This is a genomic window from Pseudomonas sp. BIGb0164 (assembly GCF_024810135.1).
Lineage (GTDB): Bacteria > Pseudomonadota > Gammaproteobacteria > Pseudomonadales > Pseudomonadaceae > Aquipseudomonas.
Genome location: NZ_JANUEA010000003.1, coordinates 340,436 through 357,974 on the forward strand (window position 1 = coordinate 340,436; position 17,539 = coordinate 357,974).

The 17,539-nt window shown below is 59.1% G+C and carries 16 protein-coding genes; 3 read left to right on the plus strand and 13 right to left on the minus strand.

Annotation, left to right across the window (positions count from 1 at the left end):
* Positions 1-42: 42 nt before the first annotated feature.
* The 5 genes from M2394_RS09405 to M2394_RS09425 form a co-directional block, all read right to left on the minus strand.
* Positions 43-1,137 carry a polyamine ABC transporter substrate-binding protein gene (locus M2394_RS09405; protein WP_176996834.1) on the minus strand — a complete coding sequence of 365 codons (1,095 nt, stop codon included), beginning with the start codon at positions 1,135-1,137 and terminating at the stop codon, positions 43-45.
* A gap of 151 nt (positions 1,138-1,288) precedes the next feature.
* On the minus strand, positions 1,289-2,383 hold the full coding sequence (locus M2394_RS09410; protein ID WP_176996904.1) for a polyamine ABC transporter substrate-binding protein: 1,095 nt from the start codon (positions 2,381-2,383) through the stop codon (positions 1,289-1,291).
* Between the two features lie 194 nt (positions 2,384-2,577).
* Positions 2,578-3,942, minus strand: a complete 1,365-nt coding sequence (locus tag M2394_RS09415; protein WP_178919976.1) for an aspartate aminotransferase family protein — start codon at positions 3,940-3,942, stop codon at positions 2,578-2,580.
* 58 nt (positions 3,943-4,000) lie between these two features.
* Positions 4,001-5,359 (minus strand): glutamine synthetase family protein, encoded by a 1,359-nt coding sequence (locus tag M2394_RS09420; RefSeq protein WP_135310765.1) that lies wholly within the window; start codon positions 5,357-5,359, stop codon positions 4,001-4,003.
* A gap of 39 nt (positions 5,360-5,398) precedes the next feature.
* Positions 5,399-6,178, minus strand: a complete 780-nt coding sequence (locus tag M2394_RS09425) for a gamma-glutamyl-gamma-aminobutyrate hydrolase family protein (protein WP_178919975.1) — start codon at positions 6,176-6,178, stop codon at positions 5,399-5,401.
* Between the two features lie 278 nt (positions 6,179-6,456).
* Here M2394_RS09425 and M2394_RS09430 point away from each other — a divergent pair, with 278 nt between their 5' ends.
* Together M2394_RS09430 and M2394_RS09435 are read left to right on the plus strand one after the other, a co-directional pair.
* Positions 6,457-7,833, plus strand: a complete 1,377-nt coding sequence (locus M2394_RS09430) for a glutamine synthetase family protein (RefSeq protein WP_178919974.1) — start codon at positions 6,457-6,459, stop codon at positions 7,831-7,833.
* Between the two features lie 251 nt (positions 7,834-8,084).
* The gene (locus tag M2394_RS09435) at positions 8,085-8,714 is read left to right on the plus strand and encodes a TetR/AcrR family transcriptional regulator (RefSeq protein WP_259172333.1); all 630 of its coding nucleotides are present in this window, start codon (positions 8,085-8,087) and stop codon (positions 8,712-8,714) included.
* Positions 8,715-8,850: 136 nt separating this feature from the next.
* Here the strand turns inward: M2394_RS09435 and M2394_RS09440 are convergent, their stop codons facing one another.
* From M2394_RS09440 to M2394_RS09475, 8 genes are all read right to left on the minus strand, one after another.
* Positions 8,851-9,066 carry a molybdopterin-binding protein gene (locus M2394_RS09440; RefSeq protein WP_003213899.1) on the minus strand — a complete coding sequence of 72 codons (216 nt, stop codon included), beginning with the start codon at positions 9,064-9,066 and terminating at the stop codon, positions 8,851-8,853.
* A gap of 27 nt (positions 9,067-9,093) precedes the next feature.
* A complete protein-coding gene (gene ssuB / locus M2394_RS09445) occupies positions 9,094-9,900 on the minus strand; it encodes an aliphatic sulfonates ABC transporter ATP-binding protein (protein WP_259172334.1) in 807 nt (268 codons plus the stop codon).
* Positions 9,897-10,685 carry an aliphatic sulfonate ABC transporter permease SsuC gene (ssuC, locus tag M2394_RS09450; RefSeq protein WP_176996840.1) on the minus strand — a complete coding sequence of 263 codons (789 nt, stop codon included), beginning with the start codon at positions 10,683-10,685 and terminating at the stop codon, positions 9,897-9,899. The genes ssuB and ssuC overlap by 4 nt, the downstream gene beginning before the upstream one ends.
* 9 nt (positions 10,686-10,694) lie before the next feature.
* The gene (gene ssuD / locus M2394_RS09455) at positions 10,695-11,843 is read right to left on the minus strand and encodes an FMNH2-dependent alkanesulfonate monooxygenase (RefSeq protein WP_071485087.1); all 1,149 of its coding nucleotides are present in this window, start codon (positions 11,841-11,843) and stop codon (positions 10,695-10,697) included.
* Between the two features lie 25 nt (positions 11,844-11,868).
* Positions 11,869-12,837, minus strand: coding sequence for a sulfonate ABC transporter substrate-binding protein (locus tag M2394_RS09460; RefSeq protein ID WP_259172335.1), 969 nt, complete (start codon positions 12,835-12,837; stop codon positions 11,869-11,871).
* 94 nt (positions 12,838-12,931) lie between these two features.
* Complete coding sequence (gene ssuE / locus M2394_RS09465; protein WP_176996843.1) at positions 12,932-13,525, minus strand: NADPH-dependent FMN reductase; 594 nt, start codon at positions 13,523-13,525, stop codon at positions 12,932-12,934.
* 316 nt (positions 13,526-13,841) lie between these two features.
* Positions 13,842-14,480: a peroxiredoxin gene (locus M2394_RS09470; protein ID WP_178919970.1), complete on the minus strand. Its 639-nt coding sequence runs from the start codon at positions 14,478-14,480 to the stop codon at positions 13,842-13,844.
* 272 nt (positions 14,481-14,752) lie between these two features.
* Entirely contained in the window at positions 14,753-16,111 is a 1,359-nt protein-coding gene (locus M2394_RS09475) for an OprD family porin (protein ID WP_259172336.1), read from the minus strand.
* Between the two features lie 370 nt (positions 16,112-16,481).
* On the opposite strand from M2394_RS09475, the gene tauA reads away from it, so the two are divergent.
* Positions 16,482-17,468, plus strand: coding sequence for a taurine ABC transporter substrate-binding protein (gene tauA / locus M2394_RS09480; RefSeq protein WP_259172337.1), 987 nt, complete (start codon positions 16,482-16,484; stop codon positions 17,466-17,468).
* The last annotated feature ends 71 nt before the right edge of the window (positions 17,469-17,539 follow it).

A 17,539-nucleotide genomic window follows, 5' to 3' on the forward strand; every position in this document is an offset into this window, starting at 1 on the left:
TTCTGTGCGCCCGAGGCGGGCGAACCTTGGATAGTTTGAGCCTTACTTGCCCGTCTTGACCTTGGTCCAGCTACGGGTCATTAAACGTTGCACTTTCGGGGGTAACTCGAAGTTGACGAATGTCCGATCGAGAACCGCCTGCGGTGGGTAAACCGCTGCGTCGGTGCGTATCGATTGCTCCATCAGTTTGTCCGCCCCTGGGTTAGGGTTGGCGTAACCGACTTGATCACTGACCTGAGCGATCACCTCAGGTTTCAGCAAATAGTTGATGAAGGCGTGGGCCTCTTTGACGTTGGCTGCGTCCGCGGGGATCGCCAGCACGTCAAACCACAGGTTGCCGCCCTCTTTCGGAATCACGTAGGCGATGTTCACGCCTTTGCCCGCCTCAGCCGCACGGGCCTTGGCCTGGAACACATCACCGGAAAACCCTGCCGCCACGCAAATGTTGCCGTTGGCCAGGTCCGAGATGTATTTGGACGAATGGAAGTAGGTCACGTAGGGCCGCACTTTGAGCAGCTTCTCTTCGGCCTTCTTGTAGTCTTCGGGGTTGGTGCTGTTGGGGTTCAGGCCCATGTAGTTGAGCACTGCCGGCAGCATTTCATCGGCCGAGTCCATGAACGACACGCCGCAACTGGCCAGCTTCTTCATGTTCTCCGGCTCGAACAGCACGGCCCAGGAGTCGATATGGTCGACGCCCAGCACTTCCTTCACTTTATCGACGTTGTAACCAATGCCGTTGGTGCCCCACAGGTACGGCACGGCGTATTGATTACCCGGGTCGTTCTTTTCCAGGCGCTTGAGCAGCACCGGGTCCAGGTTGGAATAATTGGTCAGCAATGAACGGTCGAGCTTCTGGAACGCCCCGGCCTTGATCTGCTTGCCGAGGAAGTGGTTGGACGGCACGACCACGTCGTAACCGGTACGACCGGCCAGCAACTTGCCTTCCAGGGTTTCGTTGGAATCAAACACGTCATACACAGGCTTGATGCCGGTGGCCTTTTCGAAGTTGGCCAGGGTGTCGGGGCCAATGTAGTCCGACCAGTTATAAATATGCACAGTCGGTGCGGCCTGCACGCTCAACGCCAGCGTGATACCTGCGCCCACCAGCAAGGCTTTGCGAAATAAAGAAATTGGCAAGTGGAGGTCCTCTTAAATAGTTGGGCCCAAAGTTGTTGCCCGGCAACAAAACCGGCGCGCAACTTACCCTCGATAAACCGATCCGGCAAAACTTTCTGTCATTTAATGTGTAAGAAGGGCAGTCAACCTGCCCCTCCTACTGTTTTAAGGCTTACTTGCCCGATTTGATCTTGGTCCAGCTGCGTGTCATTTCACGCTGGGTTGCAGCCGGCAAGTCAGCAATGGCGTAGAGCTTGGCTTGCACGTCAGCTGGCGGGTAGATGCCCGGGTCGCTGGTGATGTCCTTGTCCACCAGTGCAGTGGCTTTCTCGTTACCGTTCGGGAAACGTACGCTGTTGGTGATCCCGGCCATCACTTTAGGCTCGAGCAGGTAGTTCATGAACTTGTAGGCGGCGTCGACGTTTTCGGCATCTTTAGGGATGGCGACCATGTCATAGAAGCTGCCAGCGCCTTCTTTCGGAATGTCGTAGGCCACCTTGACCTTGCCACCGGCTTCAGCCGCGCGGGACTTGGCTTGCTGCACGTCACCCGAGTAACCCACGGCCACGCAGATGTTGCCGTTGGCGAGGTCCGAGATGTACTTGGACGAGTGGAAGTAGCCGATCGATGGGCGCAGCTTGAGGAACAGGTCCTCGGCTTGCTTGAGGTCAGCCTTCTTCTGGGTGTCGGTCGGCAGGCCCAGGTAATGCAGCGCGACTGGCAGCATTTCGGTTGGCGAGTCGAGGAAGCTCACGCCGCAGCTTTTGAGCTTGGCGAGGTTTTCCGGCTTGAGGATCACGTCCCACGAGTCGATCTTGTCGATACCCAGTGCGGCCTTGACCTTCTCCGGGTTGTAACCGATGCCGATCGAACCCCACATGTACGGGAAGGCGTGCTTGTTGTCCGGGTCGCTGACCGACACGGCTTTGAGCAGGGATTTGTTCAGGTTGTCGTAGTTGGACAGTTTGGACTTGTCCAGCTCCTGGTAAACACCCGCCTTGATCTGCTTGGCGAGGAAGTTGTTCGACGGTACGACGATGTCGTAACCGGACTTGCCTGCCAGCAACTTGGCTTCCAGGGTTTCGTTGCTGTCAAAAACGTCGTACACCACCTTGATGCCCGACTCTTTTTCAAAGTTGGCGATGGTGTCCGGTGCAATGTAGTCGGACCAGTTGTACACGTGCAGCACTTTATTGTCTGCCTGGGCCGCGCCCGCCATTGCGCCCATCAGGGACAAGGCGAGGAGGGTCTTGCCAGCGTTCTTCAAACCTAATGCCTTCATTTGGTGATGCTCCAATTTTTTCTTTTTTGGGCCACGTTCTTCATCGTTATGCGGCCCGTCTAAGGGCAACAAAACAGGGCGACAGTCTGGCAAGTTCCGAGGCCGGCTTTCAACCAAAGCCTCATTTATAACTGCTCAGCACGCAGCTCCCGAAAGCCGCTGCGCACTGAGCCTAGCACTTAGCCCTGCAATGCCGCCAAAGTCAGGTCCAGGCAGTGGCGAGCCTTGGTCACCAGCTCGTCGATTTCAGCCTTGCTGATCACCAGCGACGGCGAAATGATCATGGTGTCGCCCACGGCGCGCATGATCAGGCCATTCTCGAAGCAGAACGTGCGGCAGATCATGCCCACACCTTTGCCTTCGTAGCGTTTGCGCGTGGCTTTGTCCTGCACCAGCTCAATCGCACCGAGCATGCCCACACCGCGCACTTCACCCACCAACGGGTGATCAGCCAGTTCCCTCAGACGTTTCTGCAAATACGGTGCCGTTTCTTCGTGGACACGGCTGACGATTTTTTCATCACGCAGGATGCGGATGTTTTCCAGGGCGACCGCGGCGGCCACCGGGTGACCGGAGTAGGTAAAGCCGTGGTTGAAATCACCGCCTTCGTTGAGCACGGCAACGATGTCGTCGCGTACGATCAGGCCACCCATGGGGATGTAGCCCGAGGTCAGGCCCTTGGCAATGGTCATCATGTGGGGCTTGAGGTCGTAGAAGTCGCTACCGAACCACTCACCGGTACGGCCGAAACCGCAGATCACTTCGTCGGCGACAAACAGGATGTCGTACTTGGCAAGGATTTCCTTGATGCGCGGCCAGTAGGTGTCTGGCGGTACGATCACACCGCCGGCGCCCTGGATCGGTTCGGCAATGAAGGCACCGACGTTGTCCACGCCGATTTCCAGGATCTTCTCTTCCAGCTGGTTGGCGGCCCAGATCCCGAACTCTTCCGGGCTCATGTCGCCGCCTTCGCCATACCAGTACGGCTGGGCGATGTGGGTGATGCCCGGGATCGGCAAGTCGCCCTGTTCATGCATGTAGGTCATGCCGCCCAGGCTGGCGCCGGCCACGGTGGAGCCGTGGTAGCCATTCTTGCGGCTGATGATGGTTTTCTTGTTCGGCTGGCCCTTGATCGCCCAGTAGTGGCGGACCATACGCAGCATGGTGTCGTTGCCTTCCGAGCCGGAACCGGTGAAGAACACGTGGTTCATGCCGGCCGGTGCGACGTCGGAAATAACCTTGGCCAGTTCCAGCACAGGCGGGTGGGCGGTCTGGAAGAACAGGTTGTAGTACGGCAGTTCTTTCATCTGCTTGGCGGCAGCATCAGCCAGTTCGTCACGACCGTAACCGATCGCCACGCACCACAAGCCAGCCATGCCATCGAGGATCTTGTTGCCTTCGCTGTCCCACAGGTAAACGCCGTGGGCTTTGGTGATGATCCGTGGGCCCTTCTCTTTCAATTGCTTGAAATCGCTGAACGGCGCCAAGTGATGATCGCTGCTCAAGGCTTGCCATTCACGGGTTTGCGGGTTGTTGCTGGACATACCAATCTCCTAGATGTTTCAGGTGAGGGCGAGCCGTTCCCACGGCCCGCCCGGCGCATCAGACGGCAAAGAGCAGGAATTCCCGCTCCCATGAGCTGATCACACGCTTGAAGTTTTCATGCTCGGCCCGCTTGACCGCGACGTAGCCGGTGATGAATTTCTGACCCAGGTATTTCTCGATGGTCTTGCTGTTTTCCATGCGTTCCAGGGCGTCTTCGATGGTCAACGGCAGGCGCAGGTTGCGGCGCTCGTAACCACGGCCGACCACCGGCGCGCTCGGGTTATGGCCTTCGACCATGCCGATGAAGCCACACAGCAGGCTGGCGGCAATCGCCAGGTACGGGTTGGCGTCGGCGCCCGGCAGGCGGTTTTCCACGCGGCGGTTCTGCGGGCCGGCATCCGGTACGCGCAGGCCCACGGTGCGGTTTTCTTCGCCCCATTCCACGTTCACGGGCGCCGAGGTGTCCGGCAGGAAGCGGCGGAACGAGTTCACGTTGGGGGCAAACAACGGCAGCAATTCAGGGATGAATTTCTGCAGGCCGCCAATGTGGTTGAGGAACAGCTGGCTCATGGTCCCGTCTTCATTGGAGAAGACGTTCTTGCCAGTGGCGATGTCGATGATGCTCTGGTGCAGGTGCATCGCGCTGCCGGGCTCGCCGGTCATCGGCTTGGCCATGAAGGTGGCAGCCACGTCGTGCTTGAGCGCGGCTTCACGCATGGTGCGCTTGAACACCAGGATCTGGTCGGCCAGGGACAGGGCATCGCCGTGACGGAAGTTGATTTCCATCTGTGCCGTGCCGTCCTCGTGGATCAGGGTGTCGAGGTCCAGCTCCTGCAGTTCGCACCAGTCGTAGACGTCTTCGAACAGCGGGTCGAATTCGTTGGCCGCTTCTATAGAGAAGGACTGACGACCGGTCTCCGGGCGCCCGGAACGGCCGATCGGCGGTTGCAGCGGGAAGTCCGGGTCTTCGCAGCGCTTGGTCAGGTAGAACTCCATCTCCGGCGCCACGATAGGCTGCCAGCCTTTGTCGGCATAGAGCTTGAGGACTTTCTTGAGCACGTTGCGCGGCGACAGCTCGATCGGGTTGCCTTGCTTGTCGTAGGTGTCGTGGATCACCTGGGCGGTCGGCTCGATGGCCCAAGGCACCAGGTACACGGCGTTCTGGTCGGGGCGGCAGATCATGTCGATGTCGGCCGGGTCGAGCAGTTCGTAATAGATGTCGTCTTCAACATAGTCGCCGGTCACGGTCTGCAACAGAACGCTCTCGGGCAGGCGCATGCCTTTCTCGGCGATGAACTTGTTGGTCGGCGAGATCTTGCCCCGGGTGATGCCCGTGAGGTCGCCAATCATGCATTCGACTTCTGTGATCTTGTGGTCTTTCAACCAATCGGTGAGCTGGTCGAGGTTGTTACTCATAAATGCCTCTGGGCTGGGTTTCCTGACATCCATTAAAGGTCAGGCGTTGGTTGACGCAGCATCCGCGTCGCGTTGCATCGCCCGCTTTCGACAGGCGGTGCCAAATGCCTGGAAGATCGCTAGGTAGTGCGGGTTAGAGCTTACCTGCCATTCGGGGTGCCATTGCACTCCTAAAGCAAAAGCCTTGCCCTGTTTCACCGAAAAAGCTTCGATCAGGCCGTCCGGCGCCGTCGCTTCGACCAGAAGCCCAGGCGCCAGGCGGTCAACGCCCTGCCCGTGGATCGAGTTGACCTCAATCGTCTGTGGCAACCCCAGGCTTGCCAATACCCCATTCGGGGAGATCGCCACGGCGTGCGCCGGGCCGTACTGGACGTCCAGCGGCTGCGTGTCGTCTTCGCGGTGATCCATCATGCCCGGCACTTCATGAACCTTCTGGTGCAGGCTGCCGCCAAACGCCACGTTCATCTCCTGGAAGCCCCGGCAGATGCCCAGTACCGGAACGCCTGCAGCAATCGCGGCGCGCAGCAACGGCAATGTGGTCTGGTCGCGTGCAGAATCATGAGCAGTCCCAGGCGCACTGGCCGGACCGTCGTAGTGAAAGGGTTCGATATTGGAGGGAGAGCCGGTAAAGAGGATGCCATCCAGGCCGTCAAGAATATTGGCCGGGTCGAGCAGATGCCCAAGGGACGGAATGATCAATGGCAAGCCCTTGGCAGCGGTGGCCACTGCACGGACGTATTTGTCGCCACTGATGTGATAAGCATGCAGACCGACCTGTTTGGAGCAGGCGGTGACGCCGATTAACGGCAGGCGAGACATGAAGCACCCCGGTATTATTGCTGTTATGGGTTTGAATCGAGCTTAGCCTTGTTCATTTTTTTACACAACACCCCCGTAAAAAATACAACACGGCCCGCTCAAGCCTGCTAGTCCCAAGCCGTCCAAACCCAAAAAACCGCCCCAAAAAGCCCCAAAAAAGCCTTCGAGGCGCTTTTTTAGGGCAAAAAAGGCCTCGCTTGACTTCGGCATGCCGTTCGGGTTGACTGAAACCAGAAAAGATCAATGATTGATATTTTTAACAACAAAGGTGTTGCATCATGTCGGTACCCCCGCGTGCCGTTCAGCTTAACGAAGCGAACGCGTTCCTTAAGGATCATCCTGAGGTTCTGTACGTAGACCTTCTAATTGCGGATATGAATGGTGTGGTGCGCGGCAAGCGCATCGAACGCACCAGCCTCCACAAGGTTTACGAGAAGGGCATTAACCTGCCTGCCTCTTTATTTGCCCTGGATATCAACGGCTCGACGGTGGAAAGCACCGGCCTGGGCCTGGACATCGGTGATGCTGACCGAATCTGTTATCCGATCCCCGACACCCTGTGCAATGAACCCTGGCAAAAGCGCCCTACCGCGCAACTGCTGATGACCATGCACGAACTTGAAGGTGAACCTTTCTTCGCCGATCCACGCGAAGTGCTCCGCCAAGTTGTAACCAAATTCGACGACCTCGGTCTGACCATCTGCGCCGCCTTCGAACTCGAGTTCTACCTGATCGACCAGGAGAACGTGAACGGCCGCCCACAACCGCCCCGCTCGCCGATTTCCGGCAAACGCCCGCACTCGACACAGGTCTACCTGATCGACGACCTCGACGAATACGTCGACTGCCTCCAGGACATCCTGGAAGGTGCCAAGGAGCAAGGCATCCCGGCCGACGCCATCGTCAAGGAAAGTGCCCCGGCGCAGTTCGAAGTGAACCTGCACCACGTGGCCGACCCGATCAAGGCCTGCGACTACGCCGTATTGCTCAAGCGCCTGATCAAGAACATCGCCTACGACCATGAGATGGACACCACCTTCATGGCCAAGCCTTACCCAGGCCAGGCAGGCAACGGTTTGCACGTGCACATTTCGATCCTGGACAAGGAAGGCAAGAACATCTTTGCCAGCGAGGATCCCGAGCAGAACGCCGCATTGCGTCACGCGATCGGCGGTGTGCTCGAGACCCTACCCGCCCAAATGGCGTTCCTGTGCCCCAACGTCAACTCCTACCGTCGTTTCGGCGCACAGTTCTACGTGCCGAACTCGCCGTGCTGGGGCCTGGACAACCGTACCGTGGCGATTCGCGTACCGACCGGCTCGTCCGACGCGGTGCGTATCGAACACCGTGTGGCCGGCGCCGACGCCAACCCTTACCTGCTGATGGCTTCGGTCTTGGCAGGCGTGCACCACGGCCTGACCAACAAGATCGAGCCCAACGCACCGGTGGAAGGCAACAGCTACGAGCAGAACGAGCAGAGCCTGCCGAACAACCTGCGCGATGCCTTGCGCGAGTTGGACGACAGCGAGGTGATGGCCAAGTACATCGATCCTAAGTACATCGATATCTTCGTCGCCTGTAAGGAAAGTGAGCTGGAAGAGTTTGAACACTCCATCTCCGACCTTGAGTACAACTGGTACCTGCATACCGTCTAAACGGCGGCTGCATTAAAAGAACGCCGCAGGCTATTGGCCTGCGGCGTTTTTTTATGGCCGTTGTGGCGAGGGAGCTTGCTCCCGCTGGGCTGCGAAGCGGCCCCAATAAAGCTACCCGGTTCTTTCAGGCAGTACTGGGGCGCTGATTTTGGGCCTGCTGCGCAGTCCAGCGGGAGCAAGCTCCCTCGCCACAAGGTATGGATCATCCAGTGGCTCTGCGTACAATGCCCGCTGCCTTGTAGGAGACTTCCATGACCACCCGCCCCGCCACCCCTCGCAAACCCCGCGCCCGCAGCCAGGCCCGGATCGACGCGATTCTCGACGCCGCCCGCACCTTGCTGGCCGCCGAAGGCGTGGCCGGCTTGTCGATCTACAGCGTGGCCGAGCGGGCGCAGATTCCGCCGTCGTCGGTGTACCACTTCTTCGCCAGCGTGCCGGCCCTTCTCGAAGCGCTGACGGCCGATGTGCACGCGGCCTTCCGGGCCGCCATCCAGGCACCCATCGACCATGAATCACTCAAGCACTGGCGCGACCTGTCCTATATCGTCGAACACCGCATGCTCACCATCTATGAGCAGGACGCCGCCGCTCGCCAGCTGATCCTGGCGCAGCACGGACTGACGGAAGTGACCCAGGCGGACCGTCAGCATGACCTGGAGTTGGGCGACCTGATGCTCGCCGTGTTCAACCGTCACTTTGAAGTGCCGACCTTGCCAAAGGATGTGGATGTGTTTGCACTGGCGCTGGAACTGAGCGACCGCGTGTACGCGCGTTCGGTGCATCAGCATGGGCTGATCACACCGCGCATGGCGGAGGAAGGGATGCGGGTGTTTGATGCGTATGTGGGGCTCTACCTGCCAGCCTATTTGCCCAAGCGTTGAGCCTTGTGGTGGCTGGGCGTGCCCCTTCGCAGGCAAGCCAGCTCCCACATTTGAATGCATTTCAAAGTTGAAACTCGGTCAAATGTGGGAGCGGGCTTGCTCGCGAAAGCGGCCTTAAGAGCACCGCAAATCTCGATCACAACTTGGCGATCGACACCTCGGTGGATTTAACGAAGGCAATCACTTCACTGCCAATCACCAATTCCAGCTCTTTGACCGAGCGAGTGGTGATCACCGACGTCACGATGCCGGACGCAGTCTGCACGTCGATTTCCGACAGCACGTCGCCTTCGACGATTTCCTTGATGGTGCCTTTGAACTGGTTACGCACGTTGATGGCTTTAATAGTCATGGTGTTCTTCCTTCAGGGACGAGTGAGTTATTGAGCCCAACGCAATTGCGTAGGCAGCGGTGAAACAGGTTCGGGTTCCGGCGGCGAGCCCGGCAACGACAGCACGCGGTTGAGCACTTCGGCTTCCAGCGCAGCCAGGCGGTGTGAGCCCCGGGCACGTGGGCGCGGCAGGTCGACGATCAGGTCGAGGCCGATCTCGCCGTCTTCGATCAGGATCACGCGGTCGGCAATTGCCACGGCTTCGCTGACGTCGTGGGTGACCAGCAACACGGTGAAACCGTGTTTCTGCCAGAGGTTTTCGATCAGTTGCTGCATCTCGATGCGGGTCAGGGCATCCAGGGCGCCCAACGGCTCATCGAGCAGCAGCAGGCGCGGCTGGTGGATCAGGGCACGAGCCAGGGCCACACGCTGCTTCTGGCCACCGGACAAGGCCGCTGGCCACTCATTGGCGCGCTCGGCCAGGCCCACGGCTTCCAAGGCTTCCAAGGCCTGGGGGCGCCAGTTGCCCTTGAGACCGAGGCCCACGTTGTCGATGATCTTTTTCCACGGCAGCAAGCGCGCTTCCTGGAACATCAACCGCGTGTCTTCAATCGCTTCGCTCAAGGGCGCGGAGCCGGCCAGCAGCTCGCCGCCGCTGGCTTTATCCAAGCCGGCCAGCAGGCGTAGCAAGGTACTTTTGCCGCAACCACTGCGGCCGACCACAGCCACGAACTGACCAGCTGGGATGTGCAGGTCGATCTCTTTGAGCACTTCCCGCGTGCCAAAGGCCTTGCGCAACTTGCGCACCGCCAGCGGGATACCTTTCAACAGGCGTGGAGGTTGTTGAGCGGTCATGCCGCACCTCCTTTATTCACTTGATAAGCCGGGTGCCAACGCAGCCACACACGCTCCAGGCCACGCGCTGCCAGGTCGGCCAGCTTGCCGAGGATGGCGTACATCACGATGGCGAGTACCACCACGTCGGTCTGCAGGAATTCACGGGCGTTCATTGCCAGGTAACCGATGCCGGAGCTGGCCGAGATGGTTTCCGCCACGATCAGCGTCAGCCACATGAAGCCCAGGGCAAAGCGCACGCCCACCAGGATCGACGGCAACGCGCCCGGCAGGATCACCTGGCGAAACAGGCTGAAACCGGACAAGCCGTAGCTGCGCGACATTTCCACCAGCGCCGGGTCGACGTTGCGGATGCCGTGGTAGGTGTTCAGGTAGATCGGGAACAGCGTGCCGAGGGCGACCAGGAAAATCTTCGCGGTCTCGTCAATGCCGAACCACAGGATCACCAGCGGGATCAGCGCCAGGTGCGGCACGTTGCGGATCATCTGCACCGAGCTGTCCAGCAGGCGCTCGCCCCACTTCGACAAACCGGTGATAAAGCCCAGGGCCAGACCGATGCTGCCACCGATCACAAACCCCAGGCCCGCGCGCCAGCCGCTGATCGCCAGGTGCGTCCAGATTTCGCCGCTGCGTACCAGGTTGATCCCGGCTTCGATCACGGCGCTGGGCGCCGGCAGAATACGCGTCGACAACCAACCGGCCGACACCGACAACTGCCAGATCGCCAACAACAGGATCGGCAGCACCCAAGGGGCCACGCGATGGCTCAATTTTTCAAAGTTCATGGCGGCGCCTCAACTCTGTGACGCAGCTTTGGGAAGGATGTCGTTGGCGACCATCTCGCCGAACGGGCTGACGTAACCGGCGCTTTTCGGCAACTCGGGACGTTCGATGTCCAGGTGCGGGAACAGCAGTTCGGCCACCCGATACGATTCTTCCAGGTGGGGATAACCGGAGAAGATAAAGGTGTCGATACCCAGGGCAGCGTATTCCTTGACCCGCGCCGCAACGGTCGGGCCATCGCCCACCAGCGCCGTGCCGGCACCACCGCGTACCAGGCCAACGCCTGCCCACAGGTTGGGGCTGACTTCGAGGTTGTCGCGGTTGCCACCATGCAAGGCCGCCATGCGTTGCTGGCCGACGGAATCGAAGCGCGCCAGGGAGGCCTGGGCACGGGCGATGGTGTCGTCGTCCAGATGGGAGATCAGTTTGTCGGCGGCTTTCCACGCCTCGTCGTTGGTTTCACGCACGATCACGTGCAGGCGAATACCAAAGCGCACGGTACGCCCCAGCTTGGCGGCCTTGGCGCGCACCTGCTCGATTTTCTCCGCGACCGCAGCGGGCGGCTCGCCCCAGGTCAGCACCATTTCCACTTGCTCGGCAGCCAGGTCCTGGGCGGCTTCGGAAGAACCGCCGAAGTACAGCGGCGGACGCGGTTGCTGGATCGGTGGGTAGAGTAATTTTGCGCCTTTGACGCTGATGTGCTGGCCGTCGTAATCCACGGTTTCGCCTTCCAGCACACGACGCCAGATGCGGGTGAACTCCACCGAGGCCTGGTAGCGCTCTTCATGGCTGAGGAACAAGCCATCACCGGCCAATTCTTCCGGATCACCGCCGGTGACCAGGTTGAACAGCGCACGGCCACCGGACAGGCGGTCCAGGGTTGCGGCCTGGCGCGCAGCCACCGTCGGGGAAATGATCCCGGGGCGCAGGGCAACGAGGAATTTCAGACGCTGGGTCACCGGAATCAGCGAGGCGGCCACCAGCCACGAGTCTTCGCAGGAGCGACCGGTGGGGATCAGCACCCCGCCGAAGCCCAGGCGATCAGCGGCCTGGGCCACTTGCTGCAGGTAACCGTGGTCGACGGCGCGTGCGCCTTCGGCGGTGCCAAGGTAATGGCCGTCGCCGTGGGTAGGCAGAAACCAGAAAATATTGAGGCTCATGGAGTTGTCTCCTGAAGAAGTCGGATTACGGCGCTTTGGCAACGGCGGCGGGTGGCGTCCAGATGACGTCCTTGATGTTCAAGGGCTTGGGGATCAGTTTGAGTTGGTAGAAGCTGTCGGCGATTTTCTGCTGGGCGGCGACCACTTCCGGGGTCAGGAACAGCGCGCCGTAGCCCTGGCGTTTCACCGAGGTCAGGGTGATGTCAGCCGGCAGGCCAAGCAGCGGGGCAACTTGTTCGGTGACTTCCTGTGGATTGGCCTTGGACCATTCGCCCACCGCGCGCACTTCTTCCACCAGTGCCTTGATCACTTCCGGGTGTTTTTCGGCGTAGGGTTTGGTGGCCAGGTAGAACTGGTGGTTGTCGGCAATGCCGGTGCCGTCACGCAGGGTGCGGGCTTGCAGTTGTTTCTCGGCAGCAGCCTGGTACGGGTCCCAGATCACCCAGGCGTCCACGCTGCCACGTTCAAACGCGGCACGGGCATCGGCGGGCGGCAGGAATACGGCCTGCACGTCGGTGTATTTGAGGCCGGCGTCTTCCAGCGCACGTACCAGCAGGTAGTGCACGTTGGAGCCTTTGTTGAGCACGACTTTCTTGCCCTTGAGCTCGGCCACGGATTTGATCGGCGAATCTTTCGGTACCAGGATCGCTTCGCTGGTCGGTGCTGGCGGTTCGTAGGCGACGTAGAGCAGGTCGGCACCAGCGGCCTGGGCGAATACCGGTGGGGTCTCGCCGGTGACCCCGAAGTCGATGGAGCCGACGTTCAGGCCTTCGAGCAACTGCGGGCCGCCAGGGAACTCGGTCCACTGCACGTTCACGCCTTGGGCAGCCAGGCGCTTTTCCAGCGAGCCCTTGGCCTTGAGCAGCACCAGGGTGCCGTATTTCTGATAACCGATCCGCAGGGTTTCGGCGGCGTGGGCTTGAACAATGGCGCCGAAGGACACAGCCGCAGCAAACAGTGCGACCAGACCACGACGCAAGATGACAGTGCGCATGGCGCTCTCTCCAAATAGTGCGTTTAGGGGGTTGGCTGCACCTGCTTGGCCGTTGGCGGCTGAGTAAGGTGAGTACTACAAAATCCGGTAAGGCTCAGATGCTCCAGCGAGCACTCAACAAACGTTCATTCAACACATGGGGGTCCAGCGGTTTCGGGCGACGGGCCATGGCGCTGTAGAAAGTTTCCAGGGCCTCGTGCAAGCGGTGTTCAAGCACCGGCACCAGTTGCGCCTGCGCACTGCCTTCGCCATAGGCGATCTGGCTGTCTTCGGCAAAGATACCGTGGAGCAATTCCTGGGCCTTGAGCGCCGACAACACCGGCTTCAGGGCGTAGTCCACCGCCAGCATGTGGGCGATGCTGCCGCCCGTGGCCATCGGCAGAACGATCTTGTGGGCCAGGGCGCGTTCGGGCAGCAGGTCCAGCACAGTTTTCAGTGCGCCGGAGAACGAGGCCTTGTACACCGGCGTGGCAATCACCAAGCCATCGGCATTGGCGACTTGCTGCAACAGGTCGATGACCTTGGGGCTGTCGAAGCGCGCGTGCAGCAAGTCTTCGGCCGGGAAGTCCCGTATCTGATAACTCACCACTTCCACGCCTTTCTGCTGTAGCCACTGACGGGTTTTATCCAGCAAGACCCCGGAGCGGGAACGCTGGCTGGGACTGCCTCCAAGTGTTACGACCAGCATGCAGGTATTCCTTGAGCAAGTGTCGGCGGTTCGCTGTGTGGCGATGTCGCCAAGATGGAACAGACCTTATCAGCACATTTATATATCTATAAATCTTATTTTTTCATTTGTTTATTCTTAAAGTGCATATGCAATTCAGGCCTCTCCAGGCGAAAAAAAAGGCCGTCGAAACGGCCTGAAAACCCCTGCTATGTGATTCGGTTTACAACGCAATGCGGTGGTGGATGTACCACCGCCATCGCGGGCAAGCCCAGCTCCCACAGGGGAATGCGGTCAACTGTGGGAGCCGGGCTTGCCCGCGATGGCGGCCTGAGCCTTAACGGTTGGGTTGTGGGGTGAGCCGCAGGTACGGCTTCACCGCGCGATACCCCTTCGGAAAGCGTTTCTTGATCTCTTCCTCATCCTTGAGCGACGGCACGATCACCACTTCATCACCGTCCTGCCAGTTGGCGGGCGTGGCGACCTTGTGGTTGTCGGTCAGCTGCAACGAGTCGATGACCCGCAGGATTTCGTGGAAGTTGCGACCGGTGCTGGCCGGGTAGGTGATGGTCAGGCGGATCTTCTTGTTCGGGTCGATCACGAACAAGGAACGCACGGTGAGGGTGTCGCTGGCATTCGGGTGGATCAGGTCGTACAGGTCCGATACTTTGCGATCGGCATCAGCCAGAATCGGGAAGTTGACGACGGTGTGCTGGGTTTCGTTGATGTCTTCGATCCATTTGTGGTGCGAGTCCACCGGGTCGACCGACAGGGCGATGGCCTTGACGCCACGCTTGGCAAATTCGTCCTTGAGCTTGGCGGTAAAGCCCAGCTCTGTGGTGCACACCGGAGTGAAGTCCGCCGGGTGGGAGAACAGCACACCCCAGCTATCGCCCAGCCATTCGTGGAAACGAATCTTGCCGGCGCTGGAATCCTGTTCAAAGTCGGGGGCGATGTCGCCCAGTCTTAGGCTCATGGTGTGGCTCCTGGTGAGTGCTTATGGAGCCCACTGTGCATGTATTGCGGATTATTTAAAAAGAATAAATATCGATTTATCTAGACGATAAAGGAATATTAAAAATCTGTTCACTGGACGCGGGAAAGGCCGAGGATCAACATCCATCACAAGGTTCGAGAAGGCCTTGAGACGCTGTACAAGAGGGGATTCGGGAAGGGCTTGCGGGGGTTGAGCCCGACTTGAAAGCAAGACACCTTGCCCGGCATTGCGCCGGGCAAGGTTTTACGCTCTTACTTGAACGCGTAGCTGTAGCTGACGATTACGCGGTTTTCGTCCTGGGAACGGGTGTTCACCAGGTCGGTACGCCACATAGCGTTTTTCCAGGCTACGCCGAGGTTTTTCAGCGGGCCCTCTGGAACAACGTAAGCCAGGGTCAGGTCGCGTTCCCACTCGGTTTTTTCACCGACGGTGGTGTCGATGTTGCTGCCTTTGAGGTAAACAACACCAGCGGTCAGGCCAGGTACGCCGACTTTGGCGAAGTCATAAGCGTAGCGAGCTTGCCAGGTACGCTCGCCAGCGCGGGCGAACTTCTGGATCTGCATGTCGGTGGTGGTGCTGTTGGACGAGCCGTCACCTTGGTTCAACCAAGGGAAGTCGCTGTCGCCCTTGGTGTACTGGTAGCCAGCACCGAAGGTGTGACCAGCAACCGAGTACAACGCCAGGTAGCTGTACAGATCGTTGTCGACCTTGCCTTTAACCTTGGTGGCGTTGGTCGGGTGATCCGAGTAGTAACCAGTGGTGTAGTAGCCAGCTTCGTTACCGTTGGCACCGTTGTCACGGCTGCGGTAGTAGCGCAGGTCACTTTTCAGTACGCCAGGACCGATAGCCCAGTTGTGGACCAAGCCCAGGAAGTTCTGCGCGTAGAAGTCCTTCAGCTCGCCGTAGTAGTACGAAGCAGTCAGGTCTTTGGTGATTTTGTAGTCAGCACCGGCGTAGTAGAACTTGTTAACGAAGTTGCCTGCGTCGTAGTTCGAGCTACCGTTGGCGCCAGCCAGCGACAGGCCTTCGTTGTTGCTGGAGTTACGGCCCTTGGCGTGCTCGATCTGACCAGCAGTCAGGGTCAGGTCTTTGATCTCGTTCGAAGAGATCTCACCGCCTTGGAAGGTTTGTGGCAGCAGACGACCGTCGTTGGTCTTGATGACCGGGTTGTTTGGCTGCAGGGTGCCGATTTTCAGCACGGTCTGGGAAACCTTGACCTTGCCGGTCACGCCCAAGCTGGCGAAATCGTTGACGGCTTTGTTGCCGTCGCTTGGGAACACGGTACCGCCAGACGCAGTGCCGGTGTAGTTGCCGTGTTCGGCACGGCTGGAGTCCAGACGCACGCCGTACAGGCCGATTGCATCGAGACCGAAGCCTACGGTGCCTTCGGTGAAGCCGGAGATGAAGCGCAGGTCAAAGCCTTGGCCCCATTCGGCGTTCTTGTTACGGGTGTTCGACGTCGAAGATGGCTGGCCATCGCGGTTGTCGGTGTTGATGTAAAAGTTACGCAGCCCCAGAGTTACCTTGCTGTCGTCGATGAAACCGGCGGAGTGTGCCTGTTGGGCAATTGCAGCCACAGCCACGGCCAACGCCAATGTTGACTTCTTCATGTACCGCTCCTCTCATTTCTAATTTTTGTATTTCTAAGGTCTCGGGTCTGACGCCCTTGATCCACAGATGCGCGATTAGCGCCAGATAGTGACTACCAAGTCAATCGTAACCTTGTGTGTCTACTACCTTCGTCTAATCGCAGTTAATTTGGTCCCTGCAGGGTAATGAGTTTTTCATACACCCAAAAAGAATTGTTTCATTCTTTTTCATACGATCCAGGAATAAGGCTTTCCATGAAGCGGACAAGTCCGGGGGAACGAACCGCTCCATAAGCTAATTCCTAAAGGGTATTTACCAGCCTTTTTTTAGATCGATTAGTGTGGCCGTACTGTTGCATACGTCACCCACGATCAAAAAGGCGACGCCATCATGGCCAAACGCACATCCTCCCGTCAATTTGTTACAGTTTTTGTGTCACTAATACTTTCTTTTGGTGTCAAAGCGGCCGATTTAACCATCGGCTACCAAACCGGTATTGACCCCAGCAAAGTCCCTCAGGCCGACGGCCTCTACGAGAAGGCCATCGGCGAGAAAATCGCCTGGCGCCGGTTCAACAGTGGGCCTGAAGTCGTGACGGCCATCGCGTCCGGCGACGTCCAGATCGGCAATCTGGGTTCCAGCCCGCTCGCAGCGGCGGCTTCACGCCATCTACCGATCGTGGCGTTCATCGTATCGGCGCAGATCAATGCTTCTGAAGCCTTGGTAGTGCGCAACGGCAGCGGCATCGACACACCGCAGGACCTGGTCGGCAAAACCATCGCCACGCCTTTTGTCTCAACCTCTCATTACAGCCTGCTCGGCGCCCTGAAGCATTGGGGCCTGGACACTAAAAAAGTCAAAGTCGTGAACCTGCAGCCAGCCGAAATCGCTGCCGCATGGAAACGGGGCGATATTGACGGCGCCTTCGTGTGGTCGCCCGCCCTGGGCGAGATCCGCAAGACCGGCAAAACCCTGACAGACGCGGCCCAAGTGGGTCAGTGGGGTGCGCCCACCTTTGAAGTGTGGGTGGCCCGCAAGGATTTCGCCGAAAAACATCCTGACGTAGTGGCCAAGTTTGCCAAGGTCACCCTCGACTCATTCGCCGATTACGCCGCCCATAAAAACAGCTGGACAGTCGACTCCGAGCCCGTGCAGAAAATCGCTAAATTGACAGGCTCGAACGCCGCCGACATTCCTGAGTTGCTGGCCGGCACCACATTCCCCGACGCCCAGGCGCAGCAAACCGACGCACTGCTTAAAGGCGGCACGGCGAAGGCGATTGGGGAAACAGCGAAATTCTTGAAGGAACAGGGGAAGGTTGAGACGGTGCTGCCGGACTATTCGGCGTTCGTCACTGACAAATTCGCTCGAGATTAAACGCAATTCAATGTGAGAGCTGGCTTGCCTGCGATTGCATCACCTCGGATCAACTGAAAGACCGAGGTGCT

Excerpts from the sequence above, each read along its gene's own strand:
- M2394_RS09475 (WP_259172336.1), bottom strand. The coding sequence starts at position 16,111 with ATGAAGAAGTCAACATTGGCGTTGGCCGTGGCTGTGGCTGCAATTGCC.
- ssuC (WP_176996840.1), bottom strand. The coding sequence starts at position 10,685 with ATGAACTTTGAAAAATTGAGCCATCGCGTGGCCCCTTGGGTGCTGCCG.
- M2394_RS09420 (WP_135310765.1), bottom strand. The coding sequence starts at position 5,359 with ATGAGTAACAACCTCGACCAGCTCACCGATTGGTTGAAAGACCACAAG.
- tauA (WP_259172337.1), top strand. The coding sequence starts at position 16,482 with ATGGCCAAACGCACATCCTCCCGTCAATTTGTTACAGTTTTTGTGTCA.
- ssuB (WP_259172334.1), bottom strand. The coding sequence starts at position 9,900 with ATGACCGCTCAACAACCTCCACGCCTGTTGAAAGGTATCCCGCTGGCG.
- M2394_RS09435 (WP_259172333.1), top strand. The coding sequence starts at position 8,085 with ATGACCACCCGCCCCGCCACCCCTCGCAAACCCCGCGCCCGCAGCCAG.
- M2394_RS09440 (WP_003213899.1), bottom strand. The coding sequence starts at position 9,066 with ATGACTATTAAAGCCATCAACGTGCGTAACCAGTTCAAAGGCACCATC.
- M2394_RS09470 (WP_178919970.1), bottom strand. The coding sequence starts at position 14,480 with ATGAGCCTAAGACTGGGCGACATCGCCCCCGACTTTGAACAGGATTCC.
- M2394_RS09460 (WP_259172335.1), bottom strand. The coding sequence starts at position 12,837 with ATGCGCACTGTCATCTTGCGTCGTGGTCTGGTCGCACTGTTTGCTGCG.
- M2394_RS09430 (WP_178919974.1), top strand. The coding sequence starts at position 6,457 with ATGTCGGTACCCCCGCGTGCCGTTCAGCTTAACGAAGCGAACGCGTTC.
- ssuE (WP_176996843.1), bottom strand. The coding sequence starts at position 13,525 with ATGCTGGTCGTAACACTTGGAGGCAGTCCCAGCCAGCGTTCCCGCTCC.
- M2394_RS09415 (WP_178919976.1), bottom strand. The coding sequence starts at position 3,942 with ATGTCCAGCAACAACCCGCAAACCCGTGAATGGCAAGCCTTGAGCAGC.
- M2394_RS09425 (WP_178919975.1), bottom strand. The coding sequence starts at position 6,178 with ATGTCTCGCCTGCCGTTAATCGGCGTCACCGCCTGCTCCAAACAGGTC.
- ssuD (WP_071485087.1), bottom strand. The coding sequence starts at position 11,843 with ATGAGCCTCAATATTTTCTGGTTTCTGCCTACCCACGGCGACGGCCAT.